This is a genomic window from Nocardia nepalensis, assembly GCF_048910785.1.
GTDB classification, from domain to species: domain Bacteria; phylum Actinomycetota; class Actinomycetes; order Mycobacteriales; family Mycobacteriaceae; genus Nocardia; species Nocardia nepalensis.
In genome coordinates, this window is the sequence record NZ_JBKBET010000020.1 from 758,407 (window position 1) to 773,308 (window position 14,902).

16 protein-coding genes are annotated in these 14,902 nt (G+C 65.8%); 5 read left to right on the top strand and 11 right to left on the bottom strand.

Annotated elements, in window-relative coordinates; genetic code table 11:
- Positions 1–36 precede the first annotated feature (36 nt).
- Both ACHQ4I_RS14700 and ACHQ4I_RS14705 read right to left on the bottom strand, forming a co-directional pair.
- Positions 37–1,137: a sulfite oxidase gene (locus ACHQ4I_RS14700; protein ID WP_420772257.1), complete on the bottom strand. Its 1,101-nt coding sequence runs from the start codon at positions 1,135–1,137 to the stop codon at positions 37–39.
- Between the two features lie 108 nt (positions 1,138–1,245).
- Positions 1,246–2,961 carry an AfsR/SARP family transcriptional regulator gene (locus ACHQ4I_RS14705; protein WP_420772258.1) on the bottom strand — a complete coding sequence of 572 codons (1,716 nt, stop codon included), beginning with the start codon at positions 2,959–2,961 and terminating at the stop codon, positions 1,246–1,248.
- Between the two features lie 86 nt (positions 2,962–3,047).
- Here ACHQ4I_RS14705 and ACHQ4I_RS14710 point away from each other — a divergent pair, with 86 nt between their 5' ends.
- The gene (locus tag ACHQ4I_RS14710) at positions 3,048–3,347 is read left to right on the top strand and encodes an antibiotic biosynthesis monooxygenase family protein (RefSeq protein WP_420772259.1); all 300 of its coding nucleotides are present in this window, start codon (positions 3,048–3,050) and stop codon (positions 3,345–3,347) included.
- A gap of 79 nt (positions 3,348–3,426) precedes the next feature.
- Here the strand turns inward: ACHQ4I_RS14710 and ACHQ4I_RS14715 are convergent, their stop codons facing one another.
- Positions 3,427–4,404 carry a TY-Chap domain-containing protein gene (locus ACHQ4I_RS14715; protein WP_420772260.1) on the bottom strand — a complete coding sequence of 326 codons (978 nt, stop codon included), beginning with the start codon at positions 4,402–4,404 and terminating at the stop codon, positions 3,427–3,429.
- Positions 4,405–4,535: 131 nt separating this feature from the next.
- Here ACHQ4I_RS14715 and ACHQ4I_RS14720 point away from each other — a divergent pair, with 131 nt between their 5' ends.
- Complete coding sequence (locus ACHQ4I_RS14720) at positions 4,536–4,925, top strand: VOC family protein (RefSeq protein ID WP_420772261.1); 390 nt, start codon at positions 4,536–4,538, stop codon at positions 4,923–4,925.
- Between the two features lie 273 nt (positions 4,926–5,198).
- On the opposite strand, the gene ACHQ4I_RS14725 is transcribed toward ACHQ4I_RS14720, so the two are convergent.
- The 7 genes from ACHQ4I_RS14725 to ACHQ4I_RS14755 form a co-directional block, all read right to left on the bottom strand.
- A complete protein-coding gene (locus ACHQ4I_RS14725) occupies positions 5,199–6,425 on the bottom strand; it encodes an arylsulfotransferase family protein (protein ID WP_420772262.1) in 1,227 nt (408 codons plus the stop codon).
- Positions 6,426–6,731: 306 nt separating this feature from the next.
- On the bottom strand, positions 6,732–7,169 hold the full coding sequence (locus ACHQ4I_RS14730) for an IS110 family transposase (protein WP_420772263.1): 438 nt from the start codon (positions 7,167–7,169) through the stop codon (positions 6,732–6,734).
- A gap of 215 nt (positions 7,170–7,384) precedes the next feature.
- On the bottom strand, positions 7,385–7,690 hold the full coding sequence (locus ACHQ4I_RS14735; RefSeq protein ID WP_420772264.1) for a hypothetical protein: 306 nt from the start codon (positions 7,688–7,690) through the stop codon (positions 7,385–7,387).
- 95 nt (positions 7,691–7,785) lie between these two features.
- A complete protein-coding gene (locus ACHQ4I_RS14740; protein ID WP_420772265.1) occupies positions 7,786–8,625 on the bottom strand; it encodes a MerR family transcriptional regulator in 840 nt (279 codons plus the stop codon).
- 282 nt (positions 8,626–8,907) lie between these two features.
- Positions 8,908–9,987, bottom strand: a complete 1,080-nt coding sequence (gene ychF / locus ACHQ4I_RS14745; RefSeq protein WP_420772266.1) for a redox-regulated ATPase YchF — start codon at positions 9,985–9,987, stop codon at positions 8,908–8,910.
- Positions 9,988–10,200: 213 nt separating this feature from the next.
- Positions 10,201–11,124, bottom strand: coding sequence for a quinone oxidoreductase family protein (locus ACHQ4I_RS14750; protein ID WP_420772267.1), 924 nt, complete (start codon positions 11,122–11,124; stop codon positions 10,201–10,203).
- 231 nt (positions 11,125–11,355) lie between these two features.
- Positions 11,356–11,964, bottom strand: coding sequence for a TetR/AcrR family transcriptional regulator (locus ACHQ4I_RS14755; RefSeq protein ID WP_420772268.1), 609 nt, complete (start codon positions 11,962–11,964; stop codon positions 11,356–11,358).
- A 78-nt stretch (positions 11,965–12,042) separates the two neighbouring features.
- On the opposite strand from ACHQ4I_RS14755, the gene ACHQ4I_RS14760 reads away from it, so the two are divergent.
- The 3 genes from ACHQ4I_RS14760 to ACHQ4I_RS14770 are packed head-to-tail and all read left to right on the top strand — an operon-like array spanning position 12,043 to position 13,992.
- Positions 12,043–12,675 carry an NAD(P)-dependent oxidoreductase gene (locus ACHQ4I_RS14760; RefSeq protein ID WP_420772269.1) on the top strand — a complete coding sequence of 211 codons (633 nt, stop codon included), beginning with the start codon at positions 12,043–12,045 and terminating at the stop codon, positions 12,673–12,675.
- 41 nt (positions 12,676–12,716) lie between these two features.
- The gene (locus tag ACHQ4I_RS14765) at positions 12,717–13,553 is read left to right on the top strand and encodes an AraC family transcriptional regulator (RefSeq protein WP_420772270.1); all 837 of its coding nucleotides are present in this window, start codon (positions 12,717–12,719) and stop codon (positions 13,551–13,553) included.
- Positions 13,554–13,563: 10 nt separating this feature from the next.
- Positions 13,564–13,992 (top strand): VOC family protein, encoded by a 429-nt coding sequence (locus ACHQ4I_RS14770; protein ID WP_420772271.1) that lies wholly within the window; start codon positions 13,564–13,566, stop codon positions 13,990–13,992.
- Between the two features lie 56 nt (positions 13,993–14,048).
- Here the strand turns inward: ACHQ4I_RS14770 and ACHQ4I_RS14775 are convergent, their stop codons facing one another.
- On the bottom strand, positions 14,049–14,873 hold the full coding sequence (locus tag ACHQ4I_RS14775) for a carbohydrate ABC transporter permease (protein ID WP_420772702.1): 825 nt from the start codon (positions 14,871–14,873) through the stop codon (positions 14,049–14,051).
- Positions 14,874–14,902 lie beyond the last annotated feature (29 nt).

The window sequence follows — 14,902 nt, forward strand, 5'->3', positions numbered from 1 at the left end:
GCACCGGAATACAGGACGCCGGCGCGCACGGATCACTCATGCCGTTTTCGCGGGCACAGCGAACACCCTTACTTCCTGAATTGCATTGCTGCCGTAGCCGAGTCGGTTCCACTCCGGCTCAGCTGGCTGCGTGCGCCCGGCCGAGTCGGTAGCCCGCGCGCGTATGGTGTGCGGGCCGGCCCCGTCGAGCACGGCGACCGATTCCCACCGTTGCCATCCATAGTGACAGCGACCGCCGAGCAGGCGGGCGACCCGCAGCGGCCCGTTGTCCACGCCGACCTCGACACGGTCGATCGGCGCCGCCCCCGACCAAGCCAGGCCTCGAACGGTCAGCTCGCCGACTGCGATTTCCGCATCTCGGCTCGGCTCGGTGATAAGCGCGCGCACCCGCTGCAGCGTGACCGGTTCGCGCACCCGCCGTCCGTCGCGAGTCACCTCGTAGATGTAGCGGTCCGCCTGGAAGTACCCGGTGAAAGGTCTGTCCATCACCTCGATCTCGGTCAGCCATTTCACCGATGCCACGCCATACCACCCGGGTACAACCAGACGCACCGGATACCCGTGCCAAATGGGCAGTGGCTCACCGTTCATGGCATATGCCAGCAGCACGTCCGAATCCCGCGCAGCGGACACGCTGAGGCTGCGCTCGAAGGCAACCGTGCCGGACCGGCCCGCCACCTGTCCGGTATCGGCCCCTCGAAATACCAGCTCGCAGGCCCCCGCATCGATCCCGGCTCGGTCCAGCACCTCGGCCAGCGGCACGCCGGTCCAGTCTGCGCTACCGACTGCTCCCAAGCGCCATTGTTCGCCTGCCACAGCGGGATTCAGTCCGGCCCGGTTATTTCCGGCGCACTCCAATGTCACGAACTCGGTCTGCGATGGCATCGCCTGGAGATCGCGCAAACTCAGGCTCAGCGGGCGTTCGACCTTGCCCGCGACCCGCAGGCGGTATGTCGATCGATCCAAAACGGGCATGTGAAAGTGGTTGCGCACGTAGAAATGTGCGTTCGGCACGACAGCGCCACCGATGAGCGCTGGAGTCGGTGTCTCACAATTGAGTGGGTGCGCCCGGTGCACGACGAGTCCGGCCTCGATCGCCTGCTCGCATGCCTGCTCGGGGTCGACGAATTGGGGCATTGCCGCCTCCTGTCAGTGTTCGAAGCCGCCCACGCCTCGTAGCAGTCGATGCGCGCGGTGTGGGCCGGTCGCATTCCCGCAGTGTTCCCCTCTTCGACATCGGTCCGGCTATCCAGACGGCGCCAAGCGCGCAGCATCTGCATTGCGCGCACAGCGCATCCGATCGAGCGGCCGACCGACCTCACCGAAGCGGTCGGCGGCCTCCAAATAGAACGAACGCGCACGCTCGAGGTCGCCGACGGACTGGTGCAGCACGGCGCGCGCTTCCCACAGGGAGGCGTGCCACGCTCCCCCCGGCCACATTCCGACGAGCCGTTCGGTTTCGGCCAGACGGCGCCTGGCTCGATCGTGTTGCCCCGCGGCGGCAAGGGCCTTCGCCGCGACCAGATGGAATCCGACCGAGCAGGTTCGGCAGACGTTCCGGTTGCGCAGGGCGCGGTCGGCCTGCTCGAGCTGGCGCAGCGTCGCGCGCTCGCCCTCGGCCACCTCGACCAGGGCCGTATACGTCCGCACCACGAGATGTGGTTCGAGCCAATCGCTTTCGGCGAGCGGAAGCAAGTCGGCCAGCTCGTGCGCGGCGGCTCGACGCTGATCCGACGCGAGCATCGCCTCGGCCAGCCGCAATCTCGACAGCACTTGGCCCGATGCGGTGCCGCCCTGTTTGTGTAGAGCCGCCGCCGTCGCCAACCGCGTCACCGCCTCGTCCAATCGGGCCGAGAACAACGCGATTTCACCGAGGAGCAGTTCGGCGACGGCTTGGCCCTGAAGCGAGTTGGACTGCTCGGCGGCCGAGCGAAGATTCACGGCGTACTCGGCGATCCATTCGTGTCCGGCCGGACCGAAAAGGGTGAATTCCGCGAGGCACAATTGCGCGTCGAAAATGTAGGCAGCCAGCTGCCGATCGCGCCCCACCGAATCGGCGAATTCGGCGAGGAAACGGCTCGGCCATTCGCCTCGCATATTCGCCAGAATGCCGAGTACCGCGCTGGCCTCGCCGGTCTCACGCCCCAAACCGGACTCGATGGCCAGGGCCCGCGCCCGCGCCGCCGTCAGCTCGCAGGCGCCGTAATCGCCGGAATTGAGTTGGACCAGCGCCCTGGCCAGCAGGCTCTGCGTGATCTCGCAGGCGCTCGGTGGCGTCGCCGTACTCATCGCCAGCGCCTTTTCGTAGAGCGCGATCGAGTGCCGGTCCGGCCCGATGCCCAGATCCGCCCGCAACCTGCGGCGCAATAGCGAAAACTGTCGCACGACCGCGGCCCGATCACCGGCATCGAGCGCCTGCCGCATCAGACCGCGGTGGGCCTGTTCGTCGGTGGGATCAATGGCGAGCACGCGCTCCCACTGTCGCGCGGCCCTGAGCACATCGCACTGCAGCCCCCGCAGCCGGTCACGGGGTTCCTCGGCCCAGGACGCGTACCGATCTTCGGGCAGGAGATCGCCGGAGTACGAGTCCGCCACGTCGTATCCGGCGCCGGTCGCCAAGGCGTGTCGGGCGGCGTTCTCGAAAACCTCCGCATCGACGATCACCGAGCCCGCCGGGAAGAGTTCGAGCATGTCGTTGGTGCTCGCGATCGCGTCGGGCGAGCCAAGCGCGCGGCGCGCGAAGTGCATCGCCTTGCGCAAATTGGCCGCTCCAGCGGCCGAGTCCAGATCCGGCCACAGCTGATCGATCAGCTGCTCGCGGTTCATCCGGTGCCGCTCGGCCAGCGCGAGCAGCTTCACCAACTCGGCCGCCCGAGTCCGCCGCCATTCGTGATCGGGGACGGTTCGGCCATCGACACCGACCGTGAATCCGCCCAGCAGCCCAACCACGCAGACCGTCACATCTTCACCGTAATTCGAGGAACAGCCGGGGAACAGCCCACGATTACCGTCGCCCTCATCGAGTTCATCCGAATTGAGGAGTAGTGATGGCCGAGTATTACGCATCCGGCACCTGGTACGTCAAGCCGGGATGCGACCAAGAATTCGTCGACCGCTGGACCGAATTCCTCCAGTGGACACGCAAGGAATTTCCCTCGATGTTGGCCGCGCATCTGCTACGAGACCGTGCCGCGGCCGGACATTACGTTTCGTTCGCCGAATGGGCGGACGAGGCGTCGCGCGACGCATGGCGCGGCAAGCCCGAATTCGCCGCGCGCTACGGGCCCTGCCGCGCGCTGTGCACCGACATGACCGGTGCCAATTTCGACCGAGTCGTGACGATCTGATCCGTATTCCGTCGGTCAGCAGCGGGGATATGTCGAGGGTGGTGGCCTGATCTCGATCGTCTGGCCGGTCGCGGACGGGTCATGTCGAGTGCTTTGCGGTTTCGGGCACATGCTGTGTGATGCCGAGTTGTCTGGCCACGTAGGACATAGAGACCTCGGCGCGATCGCAGAAGGCATGGACGGCCAACTCATGTGGACTGTCGAGCCTGAACACCGTCCGGAAGGTATCGACCGCCCGCCGGGGAGCATCGCGTAGCCAGGGTTTGTAGCATGATCGCGCTTCAGGGCCCGACCAGATCGAGATACCAGGCATCGTGGAGGTGTCGTATCCCCAACCCAGTTCAACCATTCGGCGACGGAATTCTGCAGTGCCGAGCCCCGCGCGGTCCAGATCACGGGCCTCGGAGAACAACGTGTATCCGCTGAGCGCGAACTGGATGAAACACCCCTGCTCGCGATCGTGTTCACCGAGCACGACCGTCGAGTGACGCGGGAGGGTATGCAGGACCCAGTCGAGACGTTCGGCGAACTCGTGCCAGTCGGTGCATCGGGCTGGCAGACCTCGATCCGTCGGCTGGTCGTGGGTCACCGGGTGAGTGTGAAATCTGTTGGGGCCTTTGTTATCCCAGGCGCGGCACCGAAGCCGGGCAGGGTTCATGCCCAGCCCGTCGCGCATGACGGCCACGACCGACGTGGCGATGGCCGGGTCGCCGTGGAAGTAGCGCCATCCGGTCTGCCATTCCGCAGCCGCATCAGGCCAGTCCCGAGCTGGTTGAGTCCATCCCAGGTTCTCCGGCTGGGCATGAAGGACAGCGAGCGTTCGCTCGGTAACGACGGGATGCCGGGGAACGGGAACCGTGCTCGCCAGACCCTTGTCCTCGGAGGTGAAGTTGACGAAGAAACCGGTATCAGTGTCTTGCAGCTGGTAGAACGCCCACTCGTAGATGATGTCGCCATCGTCGGTGATGTCGGGTTCGAGAAAATAAGGTTCTTGAACACCTCCCCAGGGCGGCCGGAATCGCCCGACCAGTCCCGCCAGAGCCGTTGCGACGGGCATCCCGCCCAACCAACGTCCGCAGATGCCGCTGATCGGACTGCCCGAAACGGCTGAGGTGGGGATGATGATGTGCCGATAAGCGACCGACGAACCGCCGTTCGAAACTGGCTTGCACGCGTAGTGTCGCGTGCATGGCTTGCAGGATCACCGAACTCGTCATCGACTGTGCCGACCCGCAACGGCTGGCGGACTTCTGGTGCGAAGTCCTCGACTACGTCGAGCTCGGCTGGGAGGGCGACGCTTTGGAGATCGGTCCGCCCGGAACCGGCTTCGGCGGGCCGCAGCCCACATTGGTGTTCATTCCCAGCACCGAGCCGAAGCACGGGAAACTGCCGCTGCACTTCGACGTGAACCCCACCGACCGCGATCAGGACGCCGAACTGGAACGGCTGCTCGCCGCCGGTGCGCGCCGGGTCGACATAGGCCAGACCACCACCGCATCGTGGCATGTGCTGGCCGACCCGGAGGGGAACGAATTCTGCCTGCTCAAACGCCGGGTCGAGGCGTTGGAAGGCCATTAGAGCACACGCACGGGATCCCTCACCCGCTGAACACCAAACCCGCGGGCGGCTCGGTGATCAACTCCGCGTCGTTCCTGGCGGTCATCGGTTCTGCGGATGGGACGCTTCGGCACCCTGGACGAGGCCGCCGGAACCATCGCATTCCTTGCCAGCGACGATGCCGGCTTCATCACAGGTGCCGCTCGATGGCGGCATCACTGTGGCCTTCACCGTCCCGGAATGAGTTCCGGCTCTTTGGACTCAACGCTGGCCGCCACGGGTTCCCGCACCCGATCAGGAGGGGTAGGTGTCGAGGTAGGCGCGGTAGGTACCGAAGGGGAGAGTGGCGTCGTAGACGAGGTCGCCGGTGGGGGTGAATTCGGAGATGTGGGGGGCCATGCCCCAGCAGACCAGCGTGTTGCCGTTGGGGAGTGCTTCGACGTTGCCCATGGCGAAGGAGACCAGGCCCTCCGGGTGTTCTTGGTTGCGGAGCAGGGTAGCGCGGTTCGCGGCCAGGTCGATGTTGATCCATTCGGCGCTCGAGTGACCACGGGATTCCTGGCCGTCGGAGTTGTTGTTGAACAGCCGCAAGGTTGTGGCGTCGGTGAATTCGGCGTCGTGTTGGAAGGCGAACTCGACGCCCGGATCGGCGGCCAGGGTCGGGTGCTTGCCGCCCAACTGCCAGCGGATATCCCCGGTGTATGGGTCAACGTCGTAGACAGCGGCCGTATTGCGCAGGGACACAACCAAATTGCCCGACGGATCGAGGCTGATCGAGTTCATATGGTACGGGTCGTACACGTCACTGTTCAGATTGCCGGAGGTCTGTGAATCGGCCAGCGGCACATGCTCGGCCGCGCTCCAGCGGAACAATTCCTTGCCCGAGGCCACATCCATCACCACCGCGACGGAGTCGAACATCTTGCCGTTCTTCGGCCCCCCGATGGCGGTGAGATCGGCGTCCACCTGCGGGTACGAGGTGAGTAGCGCGTGGCCGTCCGGGGTCAGCCGGAACTCGTGCACATCCGCGCCCGCACCACCCGGATCGACCGTGGTCCGCACGTCGAAGTTCTCGTCCGCGATGATCCCGACGCCGGCACCGTGCCCGACCACCGTGCTCCCCTGCCACCAGGTGAGCACCTTGCGGCCTTGGTAGGTCTGGGTACGGAAGTTCGAAACATCCTGTCCCGCAGGCGGTTCGTACCGCTTGATTTCCTTGCCGGACCGATCGGCGATGATGTTCGCCGGCTTCCCGCTCGGCAGTGCCCGCGCCACCGTCCCCAGGCCCGGCACCAGCGCCGCCGCACTCACCCCGGCCGTGTAGTACAGATATCCGTCACTCACTCCCGGCCGCTCCACGTTCACCGTGTAGGCCAGCCCGCCGAACGGCACACTCGGCAGCACCGGATCGGCGGCGGCGGACCCGGTGGCCGCAGCGACGAGCGCAGCGGTGGCGGCCAACGATATCGGCAGGCGACGCCACGCGACGCCCGGGGACTGTCGAACCTCGGAGTCGTACATGCCGGTGAACTATGCCATGCGGCGGGCGCGGTTCGACGAATCCGACACGGGCAGCCTGTGCGGCGATCTGCTCGCCACAGCGATGCAACTCCGCCGCCGCGGGACGCCGCGGCTCACTGCGCGATCGACCAAGTCGATGTGGTCTGCATTGTGCGGAACGCCCGCCGCGGCGACCGACGACTCGATACCTTGAACAACTCCAAATGGATCTGCTGCAGTTCCATTTGGACCTTTCCGCGCGCAGACGAACTCATGCAAAAGATGTACATCCAGCGGGCCGACGGCGGCGATATACACGGACCCTGATCATCGATCGGCGACAAGATCCCCGCCTGGCTCTCCGACGGCGAATTCGTCATGAACGCCCGGTCCACCGCACTGATCCTCGGCGCGGCGCGACCACGAGGTCATCGACGGTTGGACACACACGAACGCCATACCGCGGTCAGCGACCAACTGTCCCAACACCCGCCACCGATGCCCAGTCGGCTCACACGCCACCGTCACCCCGACGAACCCCGCAGCGACTGCCCAGTCCAACGCTGTTCCCAGATCCCCGGCGCGGCATCGGAATATCTTGCGGGCCAACACTTTCGAGTCGTGATCGGTCACCACGACCATCTGCTTCCGGTCGGCCAGATCGATCCCGACTATGGCGTTGTCGGCCGGAACCAAGGCACGCAACCGCGCCAGGCGGGCGTTTCGGTTGCGATCACCCCGCGACAAGCCACTACCGTTACCCACGAACGTCCTCCTTCCTGCGATGGGACACCAAGCCCGACAAGCGCATCAGGAGGGCGTTCCCATGCCACGCACCGACACGCAGAACGTCTTTCTATGCCGAATGCCGTGCACTGGCCGCTACGCCCTCTCGGCTCGACGGTACCGGCCCGATTGTGACTGTTTCGGGATCCCTGCTTGTCTTTGCGGTCGTTGTTGATCTGCTGTGACAAGCGGAATCAGCCGATGAAGGGATTACCCCAGCCGTCGCCGAATGCGGCGATGATCACCGCTGCGCCGATGGAGCAGGGAATGATCCCGAACCCGGCCAGGAATCGCATCGTGGCGCAGTTCCAGCCTCGAAAGTGCATGCGTACGGTGCTGACGATCGCGGTCACTGCCCAGATGGCAAGCGCGAGAATCGATCCCACCGGTAGGGCCCAGAAGTACAGGACGCCGACCAACGCCAGGGTGAAGAAGAAAACCAATGCGAAACCCGACACGACACCGAGGATCACGCCCCAGCAGTACCCGATCCAGGTCAAGACGGTTCCTCGCGCACCCGCCTGATTCCGTGGTGCTCGTTTGCCCCAATCTAGGTCAGTGTTCGTGACAGGGGAGTCGAAGTGTGCGTTCATCACTACTCCTGGGTGCGATCGGCAGCCAGGAACCGGTCTACCGCTTCGATGTCGTCGTCGCCGGTTTCGAGCAGGCGCTCGTTGAGGATCGGTATCGAGCCGTCCAGCCAGGCAGGGCGTTCGCCGTTCGCGGGCAGCAGTTCGTGTCGTTTGACGAATTGTTCGGCTAGGTGACGGACCGATTCTCGCAAGGCGCTGACGACTACTCCTTCGGCCAGGCCGGTCAATTCCTGCAGGAGTGCCCGGATCCGGTCGAGTTGGTCGGTCTCGGAGCTGGCGGCCTGGATGCGAGGCCACAGCGTGCGCTCGAAGATGTCGCCGAAGTCGGCTGCGATCTGGTCGGTGTGTGCACGTAACTGGACGATCTGGTCGAGCACCTCACTCGGCGGTAAATCGAGTTCGGCGGCCCGCAGGCCGCTGGTGAGCGCCCAGCGTCGCGTCTGCGGCCGGCCCCGCCTCCACCGGATCAATCCGAGCTGAGTTGCCTTGCGCAGCAAGCTGGGTCGCAGACCTTTGGGCTTGATCATCAGTCGGATATCGCCCAAGCCGAGCGGTACCCAATCTTCGGGCCCGCCAGGCAACGCGAGCAGATCGGCGACTGTCGCCCCCTGCTCGCGTGCGGTCAACAGTTCGGCGATCGAGGTGAGTGAGAAGCCGCGGTCCTGCAGGCGCTGCACTAATTCGAGACGTTGCAGGTGTGAGCTGTCGTAGCGCGCGGTGCGGCCGACTCGGCGTGGTGCATGCAGCAACCCCTTCGACTGATACATGCGCACGGTGCTGGTCGGCACTCCGGCCCGCGCGGCGACCTGCTCGACGGTGAGGTCGGTATCGGTCGTTCGCATGAGTCGAGCATCGCGGGATCAAACTTCGCTAGTCAATACTGTTCTAGTAAATGCTCGAATAGTCACAATTGAGGACTGCCGCAGGGGGACGGATCCTCATACCTGTTCACAGCCAGTGGTTCGACCAGGATCGAACGTCCTGACATGCCGCATACCGCGCGGACCGAACCGGCCAGCGGACGGTGCTGACGGAGCGACTGAGCCCCCGCCCGGATACCGGACGGGGACTCAGCAGAGTCTCTACCAGCAGCGATACATGCGCTGCCTTACTTCTTCGCAGCGCTACACGTTGAAGCGGAATTCGACTACGTCGCCGTCGCTCATGACGTAGTCCTTGCCTTCCATGCGTACCTTGCCGGCGGCTTTGGCGGCGGCCATGGAGCCTGCGGCGACGAGGTCGTTGTAGGCGACTACTTCGGCCTTGATGAAGCCGCGTTCGAAGTCGGTGTGGATTACACCGGCGGCCTTGGGAGCGGTGTCGCCCTGGTGGATCGTCCAGGCGCGGGCTTCTTTTGGACCGGCGGTGAGGTAGGTCTGCAGGCCCAGGGTGTGGAAGCCGGTGCGGGCCAAGGCGTGTAGGCCGGGCTCGGATTGGCCGATGGATTCCAGGAGTTCGAGGGCGGATTCGTCGTCGAGTTCGAGCAGTTCGGCCTCGACCTTGGCGTCGAGGAAGACCGAATCCGCCGGTGCGACAGCGGCTTTCAGTTCGGCGACCTTCGCTTCATCGGTGAGCACCGACTCGTCGGCGTTGAAGACGTATAGGAAGGGCTTGGTGGTGAGCAGCGAAAGTTCTTTCAGCAGATCGCCGTCCAGCTGGGCACGGGCGGAGAAGAGGGTCTTGCCGCTGTCGAGGACTTCCTGAGCGGCCTTGGCCGCGTCGAGCAGCGGCTTGCGGTCCTTCTTGACCTTGGCTTCCTTTTCCAGGCGCGGGATCGCCTTCTCCAGGGTCTGCATATCGGCGATGATCAGCTCGGTCTCGATCACCTCGATATCGGCGAGCGGGTCGACCCGACCGTCGACGTGCACCACGTCATCGTCGGCGAAGACCCGCACCACCTGACAGATGGCGTCGGCTTCGCGGATATTGGCGAGGAATTTGTTGCCGAGCCCGGCGCCCTCGGAGGCGCCCTTGACGATGCCCGCGATGTCGACGAACGACACCACCGCGGGCAGGATGCGCTGGGAGCCGAAGATCTCGGCCAGCTTGTCCAGGCGTGGGTCGGGCAGCGGAACCACCCCGACGTTCGGCTCGATGGTCGCGAACGGGTAGTTCGCCGCCAGCACGTCGTTCTTGGTCAGCGCATTGAACAGCGTCGACTTTCCGACGTTGGGCAGGCCGACGATTCCGAGGGTGAGACTCACGAGGAACAGAGTCTACGCGGCGCACCCGGTCGGCCTCCCGCAGGCCGTCGCCTCCCAACTGCCGGGTCGGCACCGAACCCGCTGGCCGCGTGCGTTCACAAGATGTGCGTGGCTTGGTGTGACCTGCACACCGGCGGGTCGTCACACAAAATGTGTGCGCGGTCGCTGGGCGTCAGGCGTTGCTGAGGTCCGAGTGCATCGGCCGTGCCGGCCTCAGGGGATCAGGACTACTTTGCCGAGGTTCGAGCGGTCCTCGATGACGGCGTGCGCCTCGGCGGCGTCTTCCAGCGGGAACTCCGCGTGGACGGCGGGGCGCAGTTGGCCGGAGGCGAAGTATTGCCAGAGTTCCTGACGCCAGTGTTCGTACAGGTCCGGGGAGTTGCGGGCGATGCGGGCCATTTGGAAGCCGATGACCGATTTGGCGCCGACGAGCAGGTCGTAGGCCTGGATGGCGCCGCCGCCGGAGCTGTAGGCGACGAGTCGGCCGCCGGGGGCCAGGGCCGCGATGGCCGGGGTGAGCAGATCGCCGCCAACCGCGTCGAGGCCGTAATCGACTGGATCGCCCCAGGATTCGTCGCTATAGGCAACCACTTCGTCGGCACCGCGCTCGCGCAGGAAGTCGGCCTTGGCGAGGTCCGAGACCGCGGCGACCACACGCGCCGCGCCGCGTACGCGCGCCAACTGCAGGGCGAGGTGGCCGACACCGCTGGCGGCGGCGGTGATCAGGGCCGATTCGCCCGGCTTCGGGTTCGCGGCGTCGAGCGCGCCCAGCGCGACCAAGCCGCTGCGGACCAGCGTGACGGCGTCGACGGCCGAGGCGCCGTCCGGAATCGGCGAGGCCATCGCCGCGGACAGCAGTGCGTAATCGGCATATCCGTGGCCGAAGACCAGACCGGTCACGCGGTAGCCGGGCATACAGCTGGTGACGCCCTCACCGACCGCGATCACCTCGCCCGCGATCTCACCGCCCAGCGCGATCGGCTCGCGCTGCTCGCGCACCTTGCGGACCACCGGCAGGGTCACACCAACCGCCTCGACCCGGACCAGCAGTTCACCCGGGCCGGGCGTCGGCACCTCGGCCGACACGAGCTCGAGTACCTCCGGACCACCGCTGCGCTGGTATTGCACCCGCCGCATAACACCTCCAAGAACGTTAGAAGCGGTAACGGTAACCGGATCCGACGCCGTCTCACAGCGCGTCCGCGACTCGAGTGCGATATCTCACCGTCCCGAGGAAGCGGTCGTCACGAAGGCAAGTCAACCGACCCCACCTATCTGGCCTGGCATATCGCACTCCCCTGTGATCCACCGACTCCGCGCACCAAAAGCAGATTCTTCGCCGCCTGGTGATGCGTCCCCGCTTGGTGACTACTGCTCTGGCCGACCACCAGCAACCCTCGACGATCCGAGCCCGCGAAAGAGCGTTCGCGCCAGGCTGCGCGCGAGTTCGTCCGGGGCGGCCGTCGCGTCGGGACCTGCCTCATAGAACCGCAGAAAGGCCTGATGGAAGCAGGTGCCGTCGAGGAGGGCGGCTGCGGTGTCGACGTCGGCTTCGAGGTCGATGCGTCCGAGTTGCTGTTCAGCGCGCAGATAACCGGCGATTCCGGCGATGGCGTGGCCTGGGCCCCCGCCGTGCCGTCGCATCGAATCACGATGTGCCGCCATACGTTTGGGCTGCGCCAGCAATCCGCCGAGGAGCGGCAGTGACTGCTGATAGAAGGTCAGCGCGGCGCGCGCGAAGGCGGTGAGGTTGGCTTCGACCGTGGCGGACCCCGGCTCGGGACGGGTGGCGGCGGGGCCGGGCATGCGGTGTTGAAGGACATTGAGGATGAGGTCCTCTTTATCGCTGAAGTGCTTGTAGAGCGCGGCTTCGGAGTAGCCCGCAGCCTTGGCGATCTCCTTGGTCGTCGCCTCGACGACGCCCCGTTTGCGCATGATCTCCGCGGCGGCGTCGAGGATCTGGTCGCGCGTGCCCACGCAGCCTCCCGGTTGACAGGTTAGTAAGTACTCACCCATCCTAGGTTAGTAAATACTCACCAACCAGAAGGACTCGATATGCGACTCACGATCTTCGGAGCGACCGGCCGTACCGGTGGACTCGTCGTGCGCCAGGCACTCGCCGCGGGACACGAGGTGACCGCGGTTGTTCGCGGGCAGCACGCACTCACGGAACATTCCCGACTGCGGGTGGTCACGGCCGACGTCATGAATCCCAACGACATCGCGACGGCCATCCGCGGCGCCGACACGGTGCTCGACACCATCGGATCGCGGGACAAGGGCCCGACATCGGTCGCAACCGACGCCGCACTCGCCATCACCAAGGCCATGGCATCGGTCGGCGTTCGGCGGCTGATTCTGATCAGCAATAGCGCGAGAATCGCTGGGCCGGGCGATGATTGGTTCACCCGCTTCGTGGTGAAGCCGCTCATTCTGCGTCCGCTGTTGCGGCACAGCCTCGACGATATGGCCGGGGCCGAGCAGGCCACGCGGGACACCGCACTGAATTGGACCATCGTCCGAGCACCGCAACTCACCGACCGTCCGGCGAAGGGGTCCTACCGAACCGCGGTCGAGCGCAACGTGACATTCGGCATCCGGATCAGCCGCGATGACCTGGCCAGCTGCCTGCTCGATCTGGCGGCCGACCCGGGGTCGATCCAGCGGCATATCAACGTCGCCGGCTGACTCGCCTTGCGACAGCGGGCGGGCGGCGTAGCGTTCCACAGATGGAGCCGACCACCGAAGTGGTGACGGCACGTCCGGCACCGGCGCTCGCGGCGTTCATCGATGGGTACGTCGGGTATCGACTGTGCGGGTTCGCGCCCGGACTGCATCGGGGGCTGCCGTCGCGGCATATGACGTTCATCGTGTCCATCGGGCCGAGCATCGACGTTGTCGCACAGACCGATTCGCGGCAGTCGCCGGAGGATTACCGGTGTGTGTTGAGCGGTTTGCAGGCCAGTTCGGCGGTCATTTCGCACAACGGGTATCAGGAGGGCATCGGCATAGAGCTGACACCGCTCGGCAGCCGGGCCCTGTTCGGGATGCCCGCGAGTGCGCTCTGGAACACCTCGGTGGAGTGCGCCGAGGTGACGGGGCCGGTCGGGCGTCAGCTGTGGGAGCAATTGCAGGAGCTGACCACCTGGCGCGATCGCTTCGCCGCCTGCGACCGGATACTCACCGCACTGGCCTGCCACGACCGCTTGGTGACGCCCGAATTGACTTGGGCCTGGCGGACTTTGGTCGAAACCGACGGTGCGGCGCAGATCGGCGCGCTCGCCGAGGATATCGGCTGGAGCCGCCAACATCTGGCCCGGCGCTTCGGCGCGGAGTTCGGTCTCAGCCCGAAGCTCGCCGCCCGGATCGCCCGATTCGAGCGCGCCAGGCGGATGATCGGGCACACGCCGCCCTACGTGACAATCGCTCAGGTGGCCGCGACCTGCGGGTATTACGACCAGGCCCACCTCAACCGCGACTTCGCGGAACTGGCCGGTTGCAGTCCAACGGTATGGCTGGCGGAGGAGATTCCATCCGTCCAAGACCCGGAGGGGTCCGGCGAGTGAGGCTGGGTCCATGACGACACCAACGAATTCACCACAGGCCACCGCGACCCGCACCGCCGTCTGGCCATGCCTCAACTTCACCGACGCCCGTGCGGCGGTTGCCTTCCTGACCAGCGCATTCGGCTTCGAAGAGAGCGCGCTCTACGCCAGGGAGGGCGACCCGTCGTTCATCGAGCACGGTCAGCTGCGCTGGCCGCTGGGCGGCGGAATCATGTTCAGCTCGATCGGCAAGGGCGATAACCCGTTCTGCGAGCGGGGTCCGGGCACCGACTCGATCTACCTCGTCTGCGAGGACCCCGACGCCCTGCACGAGCGCGCCGTCGCCGCGGGCGCGGAGGTGGTGCGCGGCCTGCGCGACGAGGACTACGGTTCGCGCGGCTTCACCGTCCGCGACCCCGAGGGCAACCTCTGGAGCTTCGGCACATACTGGGGCGAATAATCCGGGAGAGCAGCCGGTGCGCGGGCAGCCCACCCGCGCATCGTGCTGGACACCGATCAGCGACCGCCCAAGCCCGATACCGCGATGCCGCGAATAAAAGCGCGCTGAGCGATCGCATAGACCACCACCAACGGCAGCACAATGACCACCGCGGCCGCCATCAGGATGGGCCATTGCGTGTGGTACTGACCCTGTAGCCGAACCAAACCCAATGTGGCGGTGGCGATGTCGTTGCGCTGGATCATGATCAGCGGCCAGAGGAAGTCGTTCCAGACGGTGGTCCAGGTGAGCACACCCAGCACCATGAGCGCAGGACGGGTGTGCGGTAACAGCACTCGCCAGAACACCTGCCAGGTGGTGCACCCGTCGACGATCGCCGCCTCCTCCAGCTCGGCGGGCAGTGTCCGGAAGAACTGGCGCATCAGGTAGGTGCCGAACGCGCTGCCGAACAGGCCGGGGACGATCATCGCCCATGGTGTGTCCACCCAGCCGAAGGCACGCATGAGCAGGAATTGCGGGATCACGGTGACGGTCAGCGGCACCATCAGCGTGCCGAGGTAGGCGAGGAACAGTACGTCGCGCCCGCGGAATCGCAAGCGCGCGAATGCATATCCCGCCAGTGCGCAGAAGAACACCTGCCCCGCCGTGACGCACAGTGCGTAGAACGCGGTATTGGCAAGCATCCGTCCCAGCGGCAGCAGTTCGAAGACCTTTCCGTAGTTCGACCACTGCGGTCGCGCCGGAACGAGTGTCGGCTCGGTGATCTCCCCCTCGCGCTTCAGCGACCCCGCCAACGCCCACAGGATCGGCACCAGCGCGCACCAGGCGACGCCGATGAGCGCCACGTAGATCAGGACACCGCGCACTGTCCGGCGCACAATCGCCCGCTCGACCCGACCACCGACAACGG